22 protein-coding genes are annotated in these 16,704 nt (G+C 68.6%); 16 read left to right on the top strand and 6 right to left on the bottom strand.

Going from position 1 to position 16,704, the window contains the following annotated elements; translation table 11 throughout:
• Positions 1–102: 102 nt before the first annotated feature.
• Positions 103–768, bottom strand: coding sequence for a histidine phosphatase family protein (locus JL108_RS06490; RefSeq protein ID WP_143915012.1), 666 nt, complete (start codon positions 766–768; stop codon positions 103–105).
• A 97-nt stretch (positions 769–865) separates the two neighbouring features.
• Between JL108_RS06490 and JL108_RS06485 the strand changes: the two genes are divergently transcribed.
• The 11 genes from JL108_RS06485 (at position 866) to JL108_RS06435 (ending at position 8,377) form a co-directional block, all read left to right on the top strand.
• Positions 866–1,342: a general stress protein gene (locus JL108_RS06485; protein ID WP_205197570.1), complete on the top strand. Its 477-nt coding sequence runs from the start codon at positions 866–868 to the stop codon at positions 1,340–1,342.
• Positions 1,343–1,426: 84 nt separating this feature from the next.
• Positions 1,427–2,461 (top strand): MaoC family dehydratase, encoded by a 1,035-nt coding sequence (locus tag JL108_RS06480; protein WP_205197569.1) that lies wholly within the window; start codon positions 1,427–1,429, stop codon positions 2,459–2,461.
• Positions 2,458–3,192 (top strand): aminoglycoside 3'-phosphotransferase, encoded by a 735-nt coding sequence (locus tag JL108_RS06475; protein WP_205197568.1) that lies wholly within the window; start codon positions 2,458–2,460, stop codon positions 3,190–3,192. The genes JL108_RS06480 and JL108_RS06475 overlap by 4 nt, the downstream gene beginning before the upstream one ends.
• 33 nt (positions 3,193–3,225) lie before the next feature.
• On the top strand, positions 3,226–3,807 hold the full coding sequence (locus JL108_RS06470) for a histidine phosphatase family protein (RefSeq protein ID WP_143915015.1): 582 nt from the start codon (positions 3,226–3,228) through the stop codon (positions 3,805–3,807).
• Positions 3,808–3,828: 21 nt separating this feature from the next.
• Positions 3,829–4,656 (top strand): PHP domain-containing protein, encoded by an 828-nt coding sequence (locus JL108_RS06465; RefSeq protein WP_205197567.1) that lies wholly within the window; start codon positions 3,829–3,831, stop codon positions 4,654–4,656.
• A 72-nt stretch (positions 4,657–4,728) separates the two neighbouring features.
• A complete protein-coding gene (locus tag JL108_RS06460; RefSeq protein ID WP_205197566.1) occupies positions 4,729–5,388 on the top strand; it encodes an SRPBCC family protein in 660 nt (219 codons plus the stop codon).
• The gene (locus tag JL108_RS06455) at positions 5,385–6,065 is read left to right on the top strand and encodes a DUF4166 domain-containing protein (protein ID WP_205197565.1); all 681 of its coding nucleotides are present in this window, start codon (positions 5,385–5,387) and stop codon (positions 6,063–6,065) included. The genes JL108_RS06460 and JL108_RS06455 overlap by 4 nt, the downstream gene beginning before the upstream one ends.
• Positions 6,065–6,562: a hypothetical protein gene (locus JL108_RS06450; protein ID WP_205197564.1), complete on the top strand. Its 498-nt coding sequence runs from the start codon at positions 6,065–6,067 to the stop codon at positions 6,560–6,562. Before JL108_RS06455 ends, JL108_RS06450 begins: the two co-directional genes overlap by 1 nt.
• Before the next feature lie 407 nt (positions 6,563–6,969).
• Entirely contained in the window at positions 6,970–7,590 is a 621-nt protein-coding gene (locus JL108_RS06445) for a TetR/AcrR family transcriptional regulator (protein ID WP_205197563.1), read from the top strand.
• A 50-nt stretch (positions 7,591–7,640) separates the two neighbouring features.
• Positions 7,641–8,090, top strand: coding sequence for a hypothetical protein (locus JL108_RS06440; protein ID WP_205197562.1), 450 nt, complete (start codon positions 7,641–7,643; stop codon positions 8,088–8,090).
• Positions 8,087–8,377 carry a transcriptional regulator gene (locus JL108_RS06435; RefSeq protein ID WP_205197561.1) on the top strand — a complete coding sequence of 97 codons (291 nt, stop codon included), beginning with the start codon at positions 8,087–8,089 and terminating at the stop codon, positions 8,375–8,377. Before JL108_RS06440 ends, JL108_RS06435 begins: the two co-directional genes overlap by 4 nt.
• A gap of 37 nt (positions 8,378–8,414) precedes the next feature.
• Here the strand turns inward: JL108_RS06435 and JL108_RS06430 are convergent, their stop codons facing one another.
• Both JL108_RS06430 and JL108_RS06425 read right to left on the bottom strand, forming a co-directional pair.
• The gene (locus JL108_RS06430; RefSeq protein ID WP_205197560.1) at positions 8,415–9,245 is read right to left on the bottom strand and encodes an alpha/beta fold hydrolase; all 831 of its coding nucleotides are present in this window, start codon (positions 9,243–9,245) and stop codon (positions 8,415–8,417) included.
• Entirely contained in the window at positions 9,245–10,003 is a 759-nt protein-coding gene (locus JL108_RS06425) for an SDR family oxidoreductase (protein WP_205197559.1), read from the bottom strand. Before JL108_RS06425 ends, JL108_RS06430 begins: the two co-directional genes overlap by 1 nt.
• 82 nt (positions 10,004–10,085) lie before the next feature.
• Between JL108_RS06425 and JL108_RS06420 the strand changes: the two genes are divergently transcribed.
• Together JL108_RS06420 and JL108_RS06415 are read left to right on the top strand one after the other, a co-directional pair.
• Complete coding sequence (locus JL108_RS06420) at positions 10,086–10,841, top strand: ParA family protein (protein ID WP_185972974.1); 756 nt, start codon at positions 10,086–10,088, stop codon at positions 10,839–10,841.
• Entirely contained in the window at positions 10,834–11,472 is a 639-nt protein-coding gene (locus JL108_RS06415; RefSeq protein ID WP_205197557.1) for a L,D-transpeptidase, read from the top strand. Before JL108_RS06420 ends, JL108_RS06415 begins: the two co-directional genes overlap by 8 nt.
• Positions 11,473–11,753: 281 nt before the next feature.
• Here the strand turns inward: JL108_RS06415 and JL108_RS06410 are convergent, their stop codons facing one another.
• The gene (locus JL108_RS06410; RefSeq protein ID WP_240190718.1) at positions 11,754–13,349 is read right to left on the bottom strand and encodes a DEAD/DEAH box helicase; all 1,596 of its coding nucleotides are present in this window, start codon (positions 13,347–13,349) and stop codon (positions 11,754–11,756) included.
• On the opposite strand from JL108_RS06410, the gene JL108_RS06405 reads away from it, so the two are divergent.
• Positions 13,348–14,043, top strand: a complete 696-nt coding sequence (locus JL108_RS06405; protein WP_205197556.1) for a ferritin-like fold-containing protein — start codon at positions 13,348–13,350, stop codon at positions 14,041–14,043. The two genes, JL108_RS06410 and JL108_RS06405, sit on opposite strands and share 2 nt — an antisense overlap.
• A gap of 174 nt (positions 14,044–14,217) precedes the next feature.
• Here JL108_RS06405 and JL108_RS06400 read toward each other — a convergent pair whose 3' ends face one another.
• Positions 14,218–14,445 (bottom strand): DUF3107 domain-containing protein, encoded by a 228-nt coding sequence (locus JL108_RS06400; RefSeq protein ID WP_143912017.1) that lies wholly within the window; start codon positions 14,443–14,445, stop codon positions 14,218–14,220.
• Positions 14,446–14,447: 2 nt separating this feature from the next.
• Positions 14,448–15,092, bottom strand: coding sequence for a TetR/AcrR family transcriptional regulator (locus JL108_RS06395; protein WP_143912015.1), 645 nt, complete (start codon positions 15,090–15,092; stop codon positions 14,448–14,450).
• A gap of 124 nt (positions 15,093–15,216) precedes the next feature.
• On the opposite strand from JL108_RS06395, the gene moeZ reads away from it, so the two are divergent.
• On the top strand, positions 15,217–16,389 hold the full coding sequence (gene moeZ / locus JL108_RS06390) for an adenylyltransferase/sulfurtransferase MoeZ (protein WP_205197555.1): 1,173 nt from the start codon (positions 15,217–15,219) through the stop codon (positions 16,387–16,389).
• 53 nt (positions 16,390–16,442) lie between these two features.
• Positions 16,443–16,694, top strand: a complete 252-nt coding sequence (locus JL108_RS06385) for an MGMT family protein (RefSeq protein WP_246065061.1) — start codon at positions 16,443–16,445, stop codon at positions 16,692–16,694.
• The last annotated feature ends 10 nt before the right edge of the window (positions 16,695–16,704 follow it).

The following is a 16,704-nucleotide window of genomic DNA, read 5'->3' as shown; positions in this document are numbered from 1 at the left end:
CACGATGACCGTGATCGGTGACGACGCTCCGACTGGTCGATCCCGGACCACCGCCCTGGTCGCACACCGGGTCCTCGGGGACCCCCAGCGTCCCGGCGGGCGTCAGGCGTTCTCGATGGTGTCGCCGGTGGGATCGTCCGCGGCGGGAGCCGTCAGATGTGCGCCGCCCACCGGAGTCGTGCTCCAGTTGACCAGACGCCAGCCCGAGCGGGGGTCGCCTTCGATCTCCACGAGCCCGGTGTTCGCCAGGGGCGTGCGCTCGACCGTGTCGATGTCGACCCCGGCGACGCGCGCGCTCGCCCAGCAGCGGATCGCCGCGCCGTGCGAGACCATGACGACTCGCTGCCAGCCTGCATCGGCGATCTGGGCGATGGAGCGATCGAAGCGGTCGAAGAAGGCGTGGCCGTCGTCCCCTCCGGGCATCTGCTGGTTGAGACGTCCGCGGCCCCACGAGAACACCGTCTCGAGATAGGCCCGATGCGAAGCACCGTCGGTCCTCATCTCCAGATCGCCGGCCTCGACCTCCCGGATGCCCTCGAGGGTCTGCGGCTCCATGGAGAGTGCCCGGGAGAGGGGCGTGGCCGTCAAGGAGGTGCGGACCAGAGGCGAGATCATCAGCGCGTCGATCGACAGGTCGGAGAGCGCCCCAGGGACGGCCTCGGCCTGTGACTGTCCCAGGGCCGTCAGCCCAGGGCCCGGAGCACCGGTGTCGAGGGCGCCCGCGACGTTCGCCGGGGTCTGGCCGTGACGGAGCATCAGCAGTCGCATGATCCCATTCTCCCGTCCGAGGTGGCCGTCACCCCAGCGGGCCGGGGGAGACGCTCGACTCACTGCCCGGACCCGCTCGACGGACTAAACTGATGGCATGGCACAGATCTTCTCCCTCGAGTACCCGCAGTCGCTCGGCGTCTTCGATGATTACGCCGACGCGCAGAAGGCGGTCGACTACCTCTCGGACAATGAGTTCCCCGTCGAGAACGTTCTCATCGTCGGTACCGAGCTCAAGCAGCTCGAGCGCGTCACCGGACGCATGACCTGGGGTCGCGCGATCCTCGGCGGTGTCGGGGCCGGCGCCTGGCTCGGCCTGCTGGTGGGCCTGCTGCTGGGCATCTTCGCGGCCGAGGGCCAGTGGTTCGGTGCGGTTCTCACCGGCCTCGTGCTGGGCATCGTCTGGGGTGGCATCCTCGCCGCCGTGTCCTATGCGATGCAGCGCGGACAGCGCGACTTCTCCAGTGTCAAGACCATCCTGCCCAGCAAGTTCGAGGTGCTGGTGGAGCACAAGTTCCTGGCCCAGGGCCAGGAGCTGCTCGCGCACCGACCGGGTGCGGCCTCGGCGTTCTGACGCCCCGAGGTGACGGGGCAGTAACTTTCTCGCGTCCGCGATCGGCCATGATGTGTGCCGTAGGCCACCGAACGCGAGGATGACATGACCAAGACGAATCCGGGCAACTTCTTCGAGGACTTCACCGTCGGGCAGGTGATCGAACACGCGACTCCGCGGACCGTCACCGAGGGCGACCGGGCGCTGTACCAGGCGCTGTACCCGACCCGCTTCGCGATCCCGTCATCGGTCGAGTTCGCTGCCTCCGTGGGACTGTCGCCGGCACCGGTCGAGGATCTGGTGGCCTTCCACATCGCCTTCGGCAAGACCGTCCCGGATGTCTCGCTCAACGCGGTCGCCAACCTGGGTTACGCCGAGTGCCGCTTCCACCGTCCGGTGGTCCCCGGAGACACGCTCTCGACGCGTTCGGAGGTCATCGGCCTCAAGCAGAACTCGAACGGCAAGAGCGGCGTGGTCTATGTGCGCTCGACCGCCACCAACCAGCGGGGCGAGATCGCACTGGAGTGGGCCCGCTGGGTCATGGTGCACAAGCGCGATATCGACGCTCCGGCCCCCGAGACCCTCGTCCCCGAGCTCGCCACGGTGGTCGCCGCGGATGATCTGATCATCCCCGAGGGCCTGGACTTCACCGACTACGACCTCGTCGCCGCCGGCGAGCCGCACCGCTTCGACGACTACGCGGTGGGAGAGAAGATCGACCACGTCGACGGCGTCACCCTCACCGATCCCGAGCACATGATGGCGACGCGGCTCTGGCAGAACACCGCCAAGGTGCACTTCAACACCGAGGCGCGCCCCGATGGCCGCCGGCTGGTCTACGGAGGCCACGTCATCTCGATGGCCCGGGCGCTCTCCTTCAACGGACTCGCCAATGCGCAGCTGATCGCCGCGATCAATGCCGGGGCACACACATCGCCCGCCTTCGCCGGCGACACGGTCTATGCCTGGTCCGAGGTGCTCGACACGGCAGAGACCACCGCACCGGGTGTCGGCGCGCTGCGGTTGAGGCTCGTCGCCACCAAGGGGCGTGACGAGTCGATGACGCTTCGTGGCGAGGATGGCAAGTACCTGCCGCACGTGCTGCTCGACCTCGATTACTGGGTGCTCGTTCCCCGGTGAGCCTCGCCGGTGCGCCTCCTCCCGGCCACCCCGTGCCGGCGCTCATGCGTGAGATGGCGGCGGGGGAGGTGACGCTGGTCTGGCAGAACGAGGTGGGCGGGCTGACCGGCCGAGTCGGCGGTACGCGCCCTCGGTACCTCAAGTGGAACCCGGCGGGCTCGGGCGAGTCCCTCTCAGCCGAGGCTGAGCGACTCCGCTGGCTGGCGGGCCGGCATCCGGTTCCCGCGGTGCTCGATCTCGTCGTCCGGGGCCACGAGGAGCTGTTGGTCACAGCAGCTCTCCCGGCGCGCTCGGCGGTCGACCCGACGTGGACGCGTCGTCCCGAGGAGGCCGTCAGGGCCGTGGCCGAGGGGCTGCGGGCCCTCCACTCCCTACCGGTCGCCACGTGCCCCTTCGACTGGGGTGTGGAAGCTCGGATCACCGAAGCGGTGTCGGCGGGGCGCGAGGTGCCTGCTTCGCTCCTCACCGCCCCCGACGTCGACTTGCTGGTCGTCTGTCACGGCGATGCCTGTGCACCGAACACGCTCCTCGGCGACGACGCGCGTTTCGCGGCGACCGTCGACGTGGGGCGATCGGGGGCGGCCGACCGATGGGCGGATCTGGCCGTCGCCACGATGTCGCTGGCGTGGAACTTCGAGGACCCCGATGAAGGCCTGTTCTGGGAGACGTATGGCCTCGAACCCGATATCGAGCGCATCGATTACTACCGGGCGTTGTGGAATGCCACATGAGCCGACCGCCGTCCCGCGCAGTAGCGTGGCGGCGTGAACGTACTCGCTCCCGACGCCGAGCTGTGGATCGTCCGACATGGTCAGACCGAGTGGAGTCGTGAGTGGCGGCACACGTCGTTCACGGATCTGCCGCTGACCGAGGAGGGCGAGCGGCAGGCCGAGACGCTGCGGCCGGCCCTCGCCGATATCGCCTTCGACCGGGTGCTGACGAGTCCTCGGCAACGCGCCCAGCGCACGGCAGAGCTGGCCGGCTTCGACGAGGCGATCGTCGACCCGGACCTCGTCGAATGGGACTACGGGGACTACGAGGGCCTGACGACCGAGACCATCCGTGAGAGCGTCCCCGACTGGACCGTCTGGACCCATCCGTGCCCGAACGGCGAGAGCGCGCGGGAGGTGGGGGTGCGGCTGGACCGTGTCGTCGACCTCGCACGGGAGCCGGGCCGCACGCTCGTCTTCGCTCACGGCCACAGCCTGCGCGTCCTCGCGGCCCGCTGGCTCGGCCTCGTCGTCGAGCAGGGCCGGATCTTCGACCTCGACACCGCCACCTACTCGGTGCTCAGCGCCGATCGCGGCACGCCGGTCGTCAAGCGGTGGAACGTCACCAGTTGGTAGCGCATGCCCTAGCCTGGGGGCGTGCGCATCGACCTTCACACGCACTCGAATCGTTCCGACGGCACGGACACTCCTGCTGAGCTCGTCCGCAACGCGCGTGAGCGCGCCGGTCTGGACATCGTGGCGTTGACCGACCATGACTCCACCGCGGGCTGGGAGGAAGCCCAGGCGACCGCCGATGATGTCGGCGGTATCCGGGTGGTGCGAGGGATCGAGATCTCCACGCGATACGCGGGTGCGAGCGTGCATCTGCTCGGCTACGAGTTCGATCCCTCCTATGAGCCCCTTGTCGAGGAGCTGGAGCGAGTGCTCGGTGGCCGCGATGACCGCCTTCCGCTGACGATCGCGCGGTTGAACGAGCTGGGCTATGCGATCACGGAAGAAGACGTACGCGCCGTCGCGGCCGATGCGATCTCCTCGGGGCGTCCGCACATCGCCGACGCGCTGATCGCCAAGGGTTACATCGCCTCGCGTGAGGAGGCCTTCGCCACCCTGCTCTCGCCGGGCAAGCCCGCCTATGTCGACCGCTATGCCGCCGATCTTCCGCGTGCCATCGAGCTGCTGGTCGCAGCGGGTGGACGTGCGGTGATCGCCCACCCGTGGGCGCGTGAGAGCCGTGAGGTGCTCGACCTGCGGGTGTTCGCCGATCTTGCGGACATCGGTCTCGCGGGCATCGAGGTCGATCACAACGATCACGATGCGAAGGATCGCGAGGCGCTCGCGGGCATGGCGGACGAACTCGGCCTCATCCGGACCGGGTCGAGCGACTATCACGGCACGGGCAAAGTGGGCTTCCCCCTCGGCGCCAATCTGACGGATCCCGAACAGTTCGCCCGGCTGCTGGGCTGAATCCATCACTTGAGCAACCGCTCAATATCTTGTAATCTCCTTTTTGATCGACTGCTCAAAAAGGAGATGTTCATGTACCGGAGGATCTACGTCGAGACCCGGATCGACGCTCCGATGGCCCGGATCTGGCACCTCACGCAGGTGCCGAGCAATCACGCGCGATGGGACCTGCGATTCGGGAGCATCGTCGCCACGGCGCCGGGCCGGTTCCGCTATTCGACCTTCGGCGTCCACGGCCTCGGCGCTCATGCCGGGACTCGCGAGCGTGCGGACGGAGGAGCAACCTCCTCACTGCGCTTCGCCTCCTCGCATCGCCTCTCGCCGATCGCTCAGGGGTCGGGCTACTGGCGTTACGTGCCCACCGGCGAGGGCGGGGTGAGGTTCCTGACCGGTTACGACTACGAGCCCCGCTATCGCGGTCTCGATCGTCTGGTGCGACCGCTCATGGGGTGGGCGACGGCATGGTCCTTCGATCGTCTGCGACTGTGGGTGCAGACCGGCCAATCGCCGCGGCTCTCGCTCGTCTTCGCGTTGCTGGACGTCACCGCCAGGGTGATGCCCGTCCTTCTCCTCGCCGCGTGGTCGGTGCCCGCGGCCGCCGTGGTGGCGCTGCTGGCGTTGCGCCCGGTGCCCTCCCGCGTGCCCTCGGCGCGCCGGTGCCTGCGGACACCTCCCGACAGGGCCTCGGCGTCCGCGCCGAGGCAGTCGGCCCAGGTGGAGGCGCCGCGATGAGCATCTTCCGACAGGCGCTCGGGGACGCCTTCGGCGAGCTGCATCCCGCGATGCAGCGGCGTTTCGCGCTGGTCCCCGGTCAGCGCAGTATCGGCCGGGGCGTCATGAGCCGGATCTGGCGAGGCCCCGCCTATATGACACCGTTCCTCGCCCTCGGGGCAGGTCGCCATCTGTTGTTCCCCGAGTCCGGCACCGAAATCCCGTTCACGATCGAGAACTGCGGATATGGGGACGCCTTCGGTCGCGAGGCCGTGTCCTTCGTGCGGACTTTCGAGGTGGCGCCCGGCCTGCGGCGGCGTTTCGACGCGGCGATGGTCCTCGATCCCGAGCGCGGCATCGTCGACTTCCTCGGCACCCACCACCATGTCGCCGCGGCGCTCGAACTCGAGGTCCGCGACGGTGGTCTCGAACTGAGCAGCACGGCGCAGTCGATCGCCCTGGGTCGCTGGTGGCCCTTGCCCGCGTGGGCGACGGGGCACGCTCGGGTGCGCGAGTCCTACGACGAGAGCTCCGGGCAGTACGTCATCGCGGTGCGGGTCGACCATCCTCTCTGCGGTCCGATCTTCGGCTACGAGGGCCGCTTCACGGCCGAGTTCGACACGGGACCGCCGCCGACCTCCCTGCTACCGACCCGAGAACGGTCCCTTCCGCCCGCGCGAGAGGCGTCCTGGCCGTGATGCCGCGCTGGGAGATCGCCGGTCGGGCGCTGATCGCCGGATGTGTGACAGGCGGGCTCCTCGGCGCACTGCTGGGCGCCCTCTCCGGGATCGGTGAGCACGGGACGATCGTGACAGCCGTCGGTTACGCCGTCGCCGGTGCCGTGTACGGCGTTCCTGTGGGGGTAGTCCTGTGCCTGCCGGGCATGATCGTCGCGACCGTGCTGTATCCCTTGCTGGCCGAACGTCACGATCATGCCGACGCCCGGGCCGGGGTCGCGGTGGCTGTCGGCCTCGCCACCGCGATCTGCCTTGTTCCCACGGCGGCAGCGCCGTTCATGATCGTCGTCGTGCCGGTCGCGGTGATCGCCACGCTGCTCGGACTCCGGTTCGGCAACGGGGGTCGGAACGGGAGCGGGCGAGCTCCGGTCCGCCGCGTGCCGCCAGGTTGGCGACGCGAGCCTCGTCGCGGCTCCCTGGGGCGGTGTGCCGGCTCCCGGTTCTCGTGGTGGCCATGACGGTGTCCCTGTCGGGGGTCGTCGTGATCGTGTCCGGTGGTGTCGAGTGGATGCAGGCTCGTGGAGCTAGTTCCTTCGATCCCACCTTCACTCGATATCTCATCGAGTTCATGGCGCTGTCGCCGCTCGAGGTCGGCGTGCGTGCCGTGTTGCCGAGTCTGCCGTCCGTGGCGCTGGTCCGTGCTGTTCTACGAGGGCATCGCGCGGCGGCAGGGCCCGTGGGTGTCGGCGGCGTTGCTCACCATCTGCGGTCAGGTGGTGGCGGGGTCGAGCGCCGTTCTCATCTGGGCGGCTGGGTCAGGGCTCTCCCTTGCCGTCGCCCTGGCGGTAGTCGGCGGTGTTGTCGCGGCGATCGGTGCGGCGGGTGCGTGCACGGTGTTCTGGCTCCTTCGACCTAGGCTGAGCGGGTGACCACGCCGAAATCGCAGGAGACCAAGCGCCGGCTCGTGCATGCCACCATCGAGGCCATGCGCGTGGACGGCATCGCGAAGGTGTCTGCTCGGACGGTGGCCGAGCGAGCGGGGCTCGCACAGGGGCTCGTCTTCTACCACTTCGGCAGTGTCGCCGAGCTGATCGGCGCGGCTTGTCTGGCCGCCACGCAGGAGCGGGTCGACCGCTACGCCACGCAGTTCGACACGGTCGACAGCTTCTCCGGGCTGGTGGACCTTGCCGTGCGCGTGCGGCGTGAGGAACGCGAGGCGGGCAGCGTCGCGATCCTGGGGCAGGCGCTCGCCGCGGCGCAGACCGATCCGGCGATGGCGGAGGTGTCGAGGGCGGCGCTGGACCTGTGGACCGAACGCGTGCGAGAGGTCGCCCAGCGCCTGCTCGTGGGCTCGCCCTTCGGTGAGCTCGTATCGGCCGGCGAGCTCGCGGATCTGGTCTCGTCGTCCTTCATCGGCATCGAGCTCACCGCACCGGTGCGCGCCGCGGAGTCGGACGGGGCGCTGGCGACGCTCAGCTCGCTGGCCAGCACGCTCGACGGCCTCGGGCCGGTCGCGCGGCGGGCGATCCGGGCCGCACTCCGCTGACTTTCCTCATCGGCTTGCCGTTATGGAAAGTCAGCGTTAGAGTTTCCGGTATGGAAAGTCAAGATGCATTCGACGACGACGCTGCGGCGCGCGAGGCGCTGGCATCCATCGAGGACGTTCGGGCCGGGATCGCCGATCGCGCGGCCGCCCCGACGGGCTTCTACGCCTACCTCGGGGTAGGCGCGGCCCTGCTGACGGTGTCGATGGCGGCACGCGGGTGGCAGCCCGTGATCTTCGCGGTAGCCCTGGCGATCGTGCTCAGCTCTGTCTTCTGGTATCGACGCAGCACCGGTACCTGGGACTTCGGCAATCCCTTCGTTCGCGAGGCATGGCGCTACTGGCTGATGATCGTGCCCTTCGCGGTCGGTCTCATCGTCGCCGCCATCACCCAGAGTCTGGTGGTGGCCACGGTCTTCGCGGTGGTGACCGTGCTGCTCTGGACCGTCGTCGGGCCGCAGTGGGATCGCGACTACCGGCGCGCGCTGCGGGAGGCCTCATGAGTACCGGCGTCGAGGGCTTCGACACCGTGATCCACGCGCCGCACCGGCTACAGATCTGTGCCGCCCTGGACACGGTCGGCCAGGTGGAGTTCGCGGCTCTCCGCGAAGTGCTGGGGGTGAGCGAGTCCGTCCTCAGCAAGCAGGTGAAGGCCCTCGACGAGGCCGGATACGTCACCGTCACCAAGGGCACCCGGGACCGGCGGGTCCGCACCTGGGCATCCCTGACCACAGAGGGCCGGCGCGCCTATCGCGATCACGTCGCGGCCCTGCGCGCCATCGTCGGCTGATCCCCGGGCGGAAACGAAGCCGGGCGAGTCTCGATGCTCAGCTGATGAGGAAGGGCAGCCAGGCGTCGATCAGCGCCCCGGGAGACTCGACGGCGGGCGAGTGGCCCGCGTCGGGAACGATGACGACGTGGGTGCCGAGCCGTCGCGCCATCTCCTCCTGCGCCTCGAAGGACCATGCGTCGTCGTCCTCCCCACGGCCGACCCACGTCCGCACCCCCGTGCGCGCGACATCGTCGATGATGTCCGGCGCGTCGATCAGCGCCTGGGTCATCGCCGCGAGGGCCGCCTGCGACTGCGAGGTGAAGCGACGCGCGAGGAAGGCGGTGATCTGGGCCGGCCGCTTGATGCCCTGCTCGCGCAACTGATGGATCTTCAGCAGCGGAAGCTGGCCGATCGCGGCGATGACGTGTTTGAGCGGACGGGTGGGGGAGTCCCCGAGCGCACCCGGACCGGTGCACAGCAGGCTCAGCGAGGCGGCGAGCTCAGGGGCCGTCACTGTGGCCTGCTGGGCCACGAGGCCGCCGAAGGAATGCCCCAGGAGATGGAACGGGGCGGTGCCGAAGGCAGTCTCGGCAAGGGCCAGAGCATCCTGGGCGAAGCCGTCGAGGCTGTAGTCGTCATCCGGCTCGCCGGGGGTCTCGTACTGGCCGCGCTGGTCGTAGGCGAGGGCATCGAAGCCGTGCGCCGCCAGCAACGGCAGGATCGGAGTGAAGTCCTCCTTGCTCCCCGTCCACCCGTGGACCAGCAGGATCGACCCGCGCACCTCTCCGGCAGGAGCCGCCCGATGCACCGCGTGCTCGCAGCGTTCGGACGCGATCCGCGTCACCTCGACACCGTCCGGGATCGCCAGGGTCTGCGGGACGCTCATCAGCGACCTCGCTTCGCTGCGGCCGCGACGAGCCGGATCGGCGCGTGCCTGGCGAGCGTGGACAACGCCCGGTACCTGGCGGTCGGCACCGACAGCGCCTTCCCGCGACGCAGATCGCGGAGCGATGCCGCCGCGACCTCGTCGGCTTTCAGCCACATCCAGTCCGGGATATCGGAGATATCGGCGTCCATGCGCTGATGGAACTCGGTGCGGGTGAAGCCGGGGCAGAGCGCCTGCACGACCACACCGGCGTCCGCGTACTGCAGGTGGGCCCACAGCGAAAGATTCACCAGCCAGGACTTGTGGGCCGAATAGGCTCCCCGCGGGGTGAAGGCCGCGACGCTCGCCACGTTGACGATCGCCCCGTAGCCGCGCCGAGACATCGCTTTGAGCGCCGCGTCCATCAGGTGCATCGGAGCGCGCACCAGCAGATCGAGCTGGCGATCCTCCAGGGCGATATCGGTGGCGCCGAACCAGCCCGCGATCGACGCGCCGGCGTTGTTGACCAGCAGGCCGATCGGCCGCGAGTCGTCGGCCAGCCGCGTGGCGACCCGGTCGAGCGCGCCGGAGTCGGTCAGATCGGCCGGCAGGATCTCGACGTCGACGCCGTGGGCGCGGCGCAGTTCGTCGGCGAGCTCGGTCAATCGATCCTCATCGCGCGCGACCAGAACGAGGTCTACGCCCTCCTTGGCGAGTTGCCGGGCGAAGGCCTTACCGATCCCCGCTGTCGGTCCGGTGACGAGGGCACGCGCAGTCATGGCGCCAGCATGCCACCCGCGCGATGCGGTGTCCGATGTGGATCGACCGCGCGACCGGTGGCGACGATGGCACAATGGGCACGTGACGACGACCATCGCGTTGGCGAACCAGAAGGGCGGCGTGGCCAAGACCACGAGCGTCGCCTCCCTCGGTGCTGCGCTCGCGGAGGAAGGCCAGCGGGTGCTCGTCGTCGATCTCGATCCCCAGGGGAGTCTCACGTTCTCGCTGGGCATCGATCCTGAGGAGCTCGATGTCACGGTCGGGGAGGTTCTGCTCGGCAAGGTGCCCGCCATCGAGGCCATCCTGGAGACCGACGACGGCGTCGATCTCCTGCCGGCGAGCATCGCGCTCACACAGGCCGAGGAGCAGCTCGTCACCCGGACGGGTCGCGAGCAGCGGCTCAGGGTCGCGCTCGATAAGGTGCGCTCGGACTACGACTGGATCCTGCTGGACTGCCCGCCGGCGCTCGGCGTGCTGACGGTAGGTGCACTCTCCGCCGCCGACGAGGTCGTCATCCCCTTGCAGGCTGAGACGCTCTCCCACCGCGGCGTCGGCCAGCTGCTCGACACGATCTACGACGTGCGTCAGTTCATCAACCCCGATCTGGTCATCCGGGGCGTGCTGGCGACGATGTACGACGGCCGCACCCGACACGCACAGAATGTCCGCACGGCGATCGCCGAGACCTACGATCTGACGGTCCTCGAACCGCCCATTCCCAAGTCGATCCGCTTCGCCGAGGCGCCCGCGATCGGCCGCTCCATCCTCGCGACGTCGGTGAATCACAAGGGTGCGGACGCCTATCGAGCGATCGCCCGGGGGTTCCTGGATGGGTAAGCACCGTCGCAACTCCCACCGGATGCGGGCCCGCGGAACCATGTTCTTCGGCTCGGTGACCGTCTCTCTCGCGGTCGGGCTGACGGCGATCCTCGCTCCGTCGTCGAGCGCCGGTGACGCCGACGAGACTCCCGCGCTGGTCCGTGCGACGCTGCCCGTGCTGGCCGAGGAGGTTGCCCCGCCGGCCGAGCCGCAGCCCGAGGAGCCGGCCGCGGAGGACGCGGTGCCGGCCGTTCCCGCCGACTCGGGCGAGGGGCGCCGGGTCGTGTTCAGCCAGGACGATCAACGGGTGTGGCTCGTGGAAGACGATGACACCGTCACGTCCACGTATCTGGTCTCCGGCAGCCGCTTCGACAACCTCGACCCGGGATCCTATGAGGTGCGCGCCCGATACCGGAACGCCACGAGCTTCGACAACTCGGGCACGATGGAGTACTTCGTGGAGTTCACGACCGGCTGGAGCGAGCCGATCGGCTTCCACGCGATCCCGATCGATCACGACGGACAGCTCGAGCAGTCCCTCGACCAACTGGGCGAGGCGCTCTCTGCCGGCTGCATCCGGCAGAACATCGAGGATGCCGCGTTCCTCTGGGACTGGGCCCCGATGGGCACGCCCGTCATCGTCGTCTGATCCCTTCCGCCGCATGGGCGGTGAATCATCCCGTACCGCCGCGCTGGGCGGTGAGCCATCAACCACCGACTCTCGTTGCTCGCGATAGGTGAGGCGACGAGGGATGTGACTCTAGGGCTGCTATAGCAACCGCAGAATCACATCTCTAGTCCCACGGAGACGAAGGATGTGACTCTGCGGTCGCCATGACGACCACGGAATCACATCCTTCGTCGCCGGATGGCCGAATGGCGCGAGTGGTGCAGGTATGTGATGGCCCACCGCCGTCGAGGCGGGAGGCGTCAGTCGTTGGAGCTGGACGCGGGAGCCGAGGCGGCATTCCCCTCGCCCGAACCACCGCCGGAACGACGGCGACGACGACGCCGGCGTCGCGGCTGCCCGTCCTCACCGGTACGCGGCTGCTGTGCGTCTCCCGAAGAGGCCTGTGCCTTATCCGTCGGCGCGGCCGACGACCCGCCTGAGCTCCCGGACGTACGACGGGTGCGCTGACGATTACGCGACGATGCGCCGGACCCCGAGCCCGAGCGGTCGCCCTGTTTGGGCTTCGGCTCTCTGGGGGCGGCGGGCTTCAGACGTCCCTTGACGTTCGGGTCGATGCCGAGATCGCGGAAGAGGTGCTCGGAGGTCGAGTAAGTCTCCTCGGGCTCCTCGAAGGGCAGATCGAGCGCGGTGTTGATGAGCTTCCAGCGCTGGATATCGGCCCAGTCGACGAAGGTCACGGCCGTGCCGCTCGCGCCCGCGCGACCGGTGCGGCCGATGCGGTGCACATAGGTCTTGTCGTCCTCGGGGCACGTGTAGTTGATGACGTGCGTGATGCCCGCGACATCGATACCGCGGGCGGCGACATCGGTGGCGACCAGGATGCTGACTTCACCGTCACGGAAACCCTGCAGGGCCTTCTCGCGTGCCTTCTGCGCCATGTCGCCGTGCAGGGGCGAGGCGGGGAAGCCGCGATCGGCGAGATCATCGGCGATGCGCTGGGCCTGGCGCTTGGTGCGGGTGAAGACGATGACCCGGCCGACATCGTCGGCCTGCAGGATGCGCGCCACGATCTCCGGCTTGTCCATGTCGTGGGCCTGCCAGACGAACTGATTGGTGGCGGGAACCGTCTGGTTGGCCTCGGCGGACTCCGCGCGGATGTTCATCGGGTGATGCATGTGCTTGCGAGCCAGCGACACGATCGCGCCGGGCATCGTCGCACTGAACAGCATCGTCTGGCGGGTCTCGGGGGTGCGCGCGAGGATGGCCTCGACATCGGGCAGGAAGCCCAGGTCGAGCATCTCGTCGGCCTCATCGAGGACCAGCGACTTGACGTGGCTGACGTCGAGGGCGCCTCGGTTGATGAGGTCGAGGATGCGCCCGGGAGTACCCGTCACGATGTCGACACCGGTCTCCAGCGCCTCGAGCTGGGGCTCGTAGGGGACGCCGCCGTAGATGGTGAGATTGCGGGTGCCGCGGTTCTTCGACGCGGTGTCGACGTCCTTGGCGACCTGCAGAGCGAGCTCGCGCGTCGGGGCGACGATGAGGGCCTGAGGCTTGCCCGGGGCGGCGAGCTCGTCATAGTCGGCATCGCCGGGGACGATGGTCCGCTGGATGACCGGAATGGAAAAGGCGAGGGTCTTGCCGGTGCCGGTGCGCGCCTGGCCGATGAGATCGGTGCCCATGAGCCCGACCTGCAGGGTCATCTCCTGGATCGGGAACGCGGTGGTGATGCCGACATCAGCCAGGGCATCGGTGATGGCGGTTTCGACGCCCAGCTCGGTGAAAGTAGTCAGGGTTCTTCTCGGATTTCTTCTCTGACGTCCGCGGACGTCGCACGTCTGTATCGTTCGGGCGGCCTCACATGGCGCGCCGTGCCGCGCTACGCTGCGGTGCATGACCGCCGCCGTACCGAACGCCTTCGATGACCCAGCCTACCGTCAAGGCGTCGTCGAGTTGCTGGGCCTGCTGGCCTATGGCGAGATCAGCGCCTGGGAGCGGCTCGCCGAGGACGCCAAGATGGCCCCGACGCTGGCCCAGGAGGCCGAGGTCGCGGCGATGGCATCCGCGGAGTGGGAGCACTTCGCGCAGCTGCGCGATCGGCTCGTCGCGCTGGGGGAGGACCCCTACGCCGCGATGCTGCCGTTCCAGCCGATCTTCCAGCGTTTCCACGCCCGTACACAGCCCCAGGACTTCCTCGAAGGACTGCTCAAGGCCTATGTGGGGGACGGCCTCGCGGCCGACTTCTATCGTGAGATCGCCGCGTTCCTGGACGCCGAGACGCGTGAGCTCGTGCTCGACACGCTGAGCGGCACGGGACACTCGGAGTTCGTCGTCGATGTCATCCGCGATGCCATCGCCGAGGAGCCTCGGGTCGGCGGCAAGCTCGCGCTGTGGGGCCGCCGGTTCATGGGTGAGGCGCTGAGCCAGGCCCAGACGGTGGTGGCCGAGCGTGACGCGCTGACCGCGGTGCTCGTCGGCAATGCCGACCGGCCGGGCGCCGTCATGGACCTCACGGTCATCGGGCGCATGTTGACCCGCTTGACCGAGGCCCACACCGAGCGCATGGACAAGCTCGGCCTCGCCGCCTGACCTGACTTAGAGGTTCCGCCAGTAGATGAGCTTGATTTCTCGGTGGTCGAGTGCGACCGAGGGACGAGGGAGCGTATCGAGACCACATTCCGGGGGTGATTTCGATACGCCGCTCGTTCCTCGCGGCTACTCAATCACCGAGATGTCCTGCCTACCGCCGCCCGACGCAGGGGGTCAGCCGCCGATGCCGAAGCCGACCTTGCGACCGCTGTCGGAAGTGAAGTACAGGTAGGCGACCTTGTCGGCCGGGACGGCGACCGTCCGCCCCTTGGCATCGCTGAGGGTGAAGACCGTCTCCTTCTCGATCGCGGTGTTCAGCTCGCCCAGCACCTCCTCGGGCGCGGCGTCGGTCTCGACGGACAGTTCACGAGAGGCGTTCTGGACGCCGATCTTGACCTCCACGGTCATTCTCCTTCAGTGGGTTGGCGATGAGGATTGGGGAAGCCGCCGATACCGCGCCAGGCGAGCGCCGAGACGAGCTGGACGGCTTCCTCGCGGCCGAGGGTGGACTCGGCGGAGAGCCAGTTGCGGGCACCGACGTGGCCCATGCCGACGAGGCTCACCGCGAGCAGCTGAGCGGCGGCATCGGGCAGATCGGTGTCCTCGCTGATGACCTCCGCGATCGCCGAGGCCGATTCGCTGATCACGCGGTCGACGATGTCGCGGACCTCGGGATCATTGGTCAGGTCCGAACCGAACACGAGGAGGAAGGACTGCCCTTGAGCGTCGACATAGTCGAACCACAGCTCGATCGTGGCCTGTACGCGCCGGCGGTTGTCGGTGGTGGAGGCCAGGGCCGTGGTGACGCCGGCGATGATCTCGTCCGCCGAGGTGGTCAGCAGGGCGAGGTAGAGGTCGAGCTTGCCGGGGAAGTGCTGGTACAGGACCGGTTTGGAGACACCGGCACGCTCGGCGATCTCGTCCATCGACGCGGAGTGGTAGCCCTGCTCGACGAAGACCTCGCGCGCGACCCCCAGCAGCTGCGCTCGACGGGCATCGCGAGGCAGTCGGCTGGTGCGGGGACGGGCATCGGCGGGGGAACTCACCACGCCAGCGTAGTGGGTGGGCGTTCATGATCCGGACAGCCTCCGGCCCGTGCTCGCCGGCAGGGAACAATAGGCACGTCCGCATGGTTGTACCGACATCAGCACCCCAGGGGAGAAGGAGAGACCTTTGGTAGCCCCACTCGTGGAACCCGCCGACGAACTCACGATCGACGAGGTCCGCCGTTACAGTCGCCACCTGATCATCCCCGATGTCGGGATGACCGGCCAGAAGCGCCTCAAGAACGCCAAGGTCCTCGTGATCGGCGCGGGCGGGCTCGGCAGCCCTGCGCTGCTCTACCTGGCCGCCGCCGGTGTCGGGACCCTCGGCATCATCGACGACGATGTCGTCGACGAGTCGAATCTGCAGCGTCAGGTCATCCACGGCCAGTCCGATATCGACAAGCCCAAGGCGCTCAGCGCCGCGGAGTCGGTGGCCGAGACCAACCCGTATGTGAAGACGATCGTGCACCAGGAGCGCCTGGACAACGACAACGTCCTCGACATCTTCAGCCAGTACGATCTGATCCTCGACGGCACCGACAACTTCGCCACGCGTTATCTCGTCAACGACGCGGCCGTGATCCTCGGCAAGCCGTACGTGTGGGGCTCGATCTACCGCTTCGAGGGCCAGGTGTCGGTCTTCTGGGCCCAGGAGGGTCCGCAGTACCGCGACCTGTATCCCGAGCCGCCGCCGCCGGGCATGGTCCCGTCGTGCGCCGAGGGCGGCGTGCTGGGCGTCCTGTGCGCGTCGATCGGCTCGATCATGGTCACCGAGGCGATCAAGCTCATCACCGGCATCGGCGATCCGTTGATCGGCCGCCTGATGGTCTACGACGCGCTCGAGATGCGCTACACCACCCTCAAGATCCGCCGCGATCCCGAGGGCGTGCTGCCGACCGAGCTGATGGACGACTACGTCGCCTTCTGCGGCGCGGTCAGCGAGGAGGCTGCCGAGGCGGCCGCGGGCTCGACGATCAGCGTCCAGACCCTCGACGGCTGGCTCAAGGAGCGCTCCGACGGAGGACGCGACTTCGCGCTCGTCGATGTCCGTGAGCCGAACGAGTACGAGATCAACAAGATCCCGGGCTCGGTGCTCATCCCCAAGGGAGACGTGCTCTCGGGCAAGGCCTTCGAGCAGCTCTCGCAGGACACCCCGGTCGTGCTGTACTGCAAGTCCGGTGTGCGATCGGCCGAGGCGCTCGCGGTGCTCAAGGGCGCGGGCTACTCCGATGCCGTCCACGTGGGCGGCGGAGTGTCGGCGTGGGTCGACCAGATCGACCCCTCGCAGCCGGCCTACTGATCGGTGAGTGAACGGCTCTGAGCGAAGAGTTCGATGAGCGTGTCCTGGCCCGGGTGGAAGCGATTCCCCCGGGCCAGGTGCTCACCTACGGCCTGATCGCCGAGGAGATCGGTCAGGGCGGACCGCGTCAGGTCGGCCAGGTGATGTCGCGACTCGGTCACCTCGTGTGCTGGTGGCGCGTGGTGCGCGCCGACGGCACACTCCCGGCGCCGCTGATGATGGAGGCGCAGGAGCACTGGGCCCGCGAGTCCACCCCCGTGAAGCGGGGACGCGTGGATGTTCCCCGCGCTGTCGGTGGCATCTGATTGCATGTGA

Origin of the sequence: Aeromicrobium sp. YIM 150415, assembly GCF_016918125.1 — a bacterium.
In the GTDB taxonomy this organism is placed as follows: domain Bacteria; phylum Actinomycetota; class Actinomycetes; order Propionibacteriales; family Nocardioidaceae; genus Aeromicrobium; species Aeromicrobium piscarium.
This window is presented reverse-complemented; position numbering and strand designations above follow the sequence as displayed.

Coding starts and splice junctions, on each gene's coding strand:
- JL108_RS06490 (WP_143915012.1), bottom strand. CDS start 768: ATGCGACTGCTGATGCTCCGTCACGGCCAGACCCCGGCGAACGTCGCG.
- JL108_RS06485 (WP_205197570.1), top strand. CDS start 866: ATGGCACAGATCTTCTCCCTCGAGTACCCGCAGTCGCTCGGCGTCTTC.
- JL108_RS06480 (WP_205197569.1), top strand. CDS start 1,427: ATGACCAAGACGAATCCGGGCAACTTCTTCGAGGACTTCACCGTCGGG.
- JL108_RS06460 (WP_205197566.1), top strand. CDS start 4,729: ATGTACCGGAGGATCTACGTCGAGACCCGGATCGACGCTCCGATGGCC.
- JL108_RS06455 (WP_205197565.1), top strand. CDS start 5,385: ATGAGCATCTTCCGACAGGCGCTCGGGGACGCCTTCGGCGAGCTGCAT.
- JL108_RS06450 (WP_205197564.1), top strand. CDS start 6,065: ATGCCGCGCTGGGAGATCGCCGGTCGGGCGCTGATCGCCGGATGTGTG.
- JL108_RS06440 (WP_205197562.1), top strand. CDS start 7,641: ATGGAAAGTCAAGATGCATTCGACGACGACGCTGCGGCGCGCGAGGCG.
- JL108_RS06435 (WP_205197561.1), top strand. CDS start 8,087: ATGAGTACCGGCGTCGAGGGCTTCGACACCGTGATCCACGCGCCGCAC.
- JL108_RS06430 (WP_205197560.1), bottom strand. CDS start 9,245: ATGAGCGTCCCGCAGACCCTGGCGATCCCGGACGGTGTCGAGGTGACG.
- JL108_RS06425 (WP_205197559.1), bottom strand. CDS start 10,003: ATGACTGCGCGTGCCCTCGTCACCGGACCGACAGCGGGGATCGGTAAG.
- JL108_RS06415 (WP_205197557.1), top strand. CDS start 10,834: ATGGGTAAGCACCGTCGCAACTCCCACCGGATGCGGGCCCGCGGAACC.
- JL108_RS06405 (WP_205197556.1), top strand. CDS start 13,348: ATGACCGCCGCCGTACCGAACGCCTTCGATGACCCAGCCTACCGTCAA.
- JL108_RS06410 (WP_240190718.1), bottom strand. CDS start 13,349: ATGCACCGCAGCGTAGCGCGGCACGGCGCGCCATGTGAGGCCGCCCGA.